The organism is Paenibacillus sp. HB172176 (genome assembly GCF_011947265.1).
Classification (GTDB): domain Bacteria; phylum Bacillota; class Bacilli; order Paenibacillales; family Paenibacillaceae; genus Pristimantibacillus.
Map to the genome: position 1 here is coordinate 1 of NZ_JAATHD010000058.1, position 3,099 is coordinate 3,099.

Sequence of the window (3,099 nt, forward strand, 5' to 3'; positions counted from 1 at the left end):
CGCGCGGCACCTGGGCCACCGTTGAGGCCAGCTCAAGCGGAAGCGACATCGCCAACCGCTCCCTGACCCCGACGGGCGGCGCCCAGACGGTGAATCTGACCGTTCAACGCTGGAAGGATCAGTAATCGCGCGCTGCTGGCGCTAAGTAACGAGCAAGCAGATGGAGACTTCTCTCCATCTGCTGCAATAAGCTTGCAAGAGGCTGTTTCGAAACAACAGCCCCTTGTTTCTATTTTATTGTTAACGCTTTCAATCATAAGGAGGAATGCACGCATGAAGCTAAGACGACGACTGCGGCACAGTATCGTATTCGCGCTAGGTTTACTCTTAACGTTGCAAGCATTAGCCACGTCGGTTTCCGCAGAAATTGCCGCTTCTCATGTTTATCATAACCATATGCCTAATTTCTGGGCTTATTACGATGTCAGCCAATACGCTTCCACACCGGTCGGCAGCCCAATTCGCTATGCCTATGACGGGCAAGTCATCAATTTGAAGAACAATCCTCCGGCCAACTATGACTACTATTTGCCTAACGGCTCCCCCATGCCCCATGACGATCTTGTTTCTTATTATTCGCATCACGCGAAGACCGGCGCGTACTTAAGCTGGCCCTGGAGCGTTGCGGACACGCTGAAGAACACGCATCCGGAAGCGCAAATGCATGTGACGATGTCCGGCGCGCTCCTTAATAACGTGAACAGCCTCGTCGAGACCGGCACAGTCTCCGGCTACTCCGACGCCAATTGGGGATCACCATGGAAGAATGCCTACGATACCTTCAGAACGACAAATAACCAACGCACGCTCGATATGATTCATTTCGCAGGCCATCATTCGATGGGGCCGCTTGTCGGCAACGAATATTTGCTGAAGGATTTGATCTATCAGGGAGCGGCGCTGGCCCAGCCCTTCTTTCTAGGCAGCAGCTATACCTCCTCCAAGGGCTTCTTCCCGACGGAGCTGGGCTTCTCGGAAAGAATTATTCCCGTGCTGGAGAAGCTGGGCATCCAGTGGTCGGTCATCGGCAACAACCACTTCTCGCGCACCCTACAGGATTATCCGCTGCTGAACAGTCCAGGCACCGATACGCTTGTATCGCCGCCAAATCGCGCAGACTTGCAAAACACAAGCAACGTCGGTTCATGGATTAGCCAGCCTATGTTCAACGAGCAACAGGTCACGCACAACAAATTCCCGTTCGCATCCACGCCTCATTGGGTCCAATATGTCGATCCCGACACCGGCGCCTCCTCCAAGGTTGTCGGCATTCCGGTCGCCCAGGCCGAATCCTGGGAGGAGGGCTACCTCGGACAGGTGAAAGCCGATGCGCTTAAGCCATTCGAGGGACTGACGCCGCAGAAGCAATTTTTCGTTATTGCGCATGATGGCGACAATTCCTCCGGACGAGCCGGCTCCGAGGAAACCTGGAGAAATGCGGGCAATGTGACCTACAGCGACTCCGGCGTCAAGGGTCAGGGCATCGACGAATATCTGCTGTCGAATCTTCCTGCGTCCAGCGATGTCGTTCACGTCCAGGACGGCTCGTGGATCGATACGCGCGATTCCTCTTCCGATCCGACCTGGTATCATTGGCATCTGCCCTTCGGCATTTGGAAGTCTCAATTCTCCGCCTTCAACACGGCCAATCAAACACAGCTTGCGCCGAAGCAAAATCTGTCCGGCATTGAAGACGGCATGACCGTTTCCTTCGAGAAGGGCTATCACTATCTGGAGCGTAATTTCGCGCTCTTGCAGGCAGCGCAAAATTATGCCGAGACAGCGGAGCAAATCTGGCTGGACGACAATCCGAACTATTGGCAGCCGACAACCGCGCTCGACAATCAGATTACGTATCCCGGCAATCAGCTTAATCCATGGATGCTGTCTTACCCGGTGAAGGGCAATCCGCTCAATAATTACGCCGGCGGAGCCAACCCGGCAGAGCTCGCTTGGTACTTCCTGCTGCCCGCCATGGATTCCGGCTTCGGCTATTATGACGAGAATGTGGACGACGGTGTAAAGCCTACTTTATCGTTTAATCAGTCGCTGTTTTTCTCCAAGCCTTATGTTGAGGACAATCTGCTGAAGGATAAAACAGGCCCTTCCGTCTGGTGGCCGCAACGCTATCCTTATAATCCGGGCAGCGCGAATGTGAGCAAAGCCGAGGGCTGGACCTTGCATCATTTTGACAACAGCTTCGCCATCTACTCGTACGCTCATGATGTGAGCGGCATCGCGAGCATGAAGGTTAAGGTACGCACGCATGAGGACAGTCAAGCCTCCGCAACGGACAATACCTACAAAGTGTACGATCCGGCTGCTTTGCAAGCTCAAGGCGTGCCCAACATAGATGCCAGCAAGGTTGGCGCATGGACAGAATATGAGATGAATGTGAGGGATCTGACTCCGGACATCAACGGAGTAGCCTGGCAGCCATCCAGCAAAGAAATAATGGAGAAGGTGCCCGCCCAGGAGATCGGCGATCTCTATTATACCTATCTTTCCGATTATCGAGATCAATTGCTGGATTACTATATTGAATCAACAGATACGAAAGGCAATGTGACACGCAGCGACATTCAACAGGTATACGTTGGCGCAGGCAAATACAATCTGGTTAATGGAAAATATGTGGAGGATATTAACGGAACCGTAATGGGCACTCATCCTTTTATTACCGATCAGCCCGTTATTCCTGACGATGAAGCTCCAAGTGCGCCGAGCGCAGTCAGCGCTCAAATCGTAAATGCATCCGCAATCGATGTGTCATGGACGGCCTCTACCGACAATATCGGCGTCACCGGCTATGAAATCTATCGCAACGGCACGCTTGTCGGCACATCCGCATCGACCAGCTATACCGACAACGGTCTCGCCGGCAGCACCAGCTACGTCTACACCGTCAAGGCGATGGACGCCGCCGGCAATCGCTCGGACTTCAGCGATCCTTCCGCCGCGGTAACGACACCGGCCGGCAACAGCGTCACGATCTACTACGAGCAAGGCTTCTCTACGCCTTATATTCATTACCGTCCTGTCGGCGGCACGTGGACGACCGCTCCCGGAGTGCCCATCCCCGCCTCCGAGACGAGCGGC

At 54.0% G+C, this 3,099-nt stretch carries 1 protein-coding gene; it reads left to right on the top strand.

The window, feature by feature from the left end:
• Positions 1 to 273 precede the first annotated feature (273 nt).
• The coding region (locus HFP08_RS28685; protein WP_168124061.1) for a fibronectin type III domain-containing protein at positions 274 to 3,099 on the top strand (2,826 nt) is incomplete at its 3' end.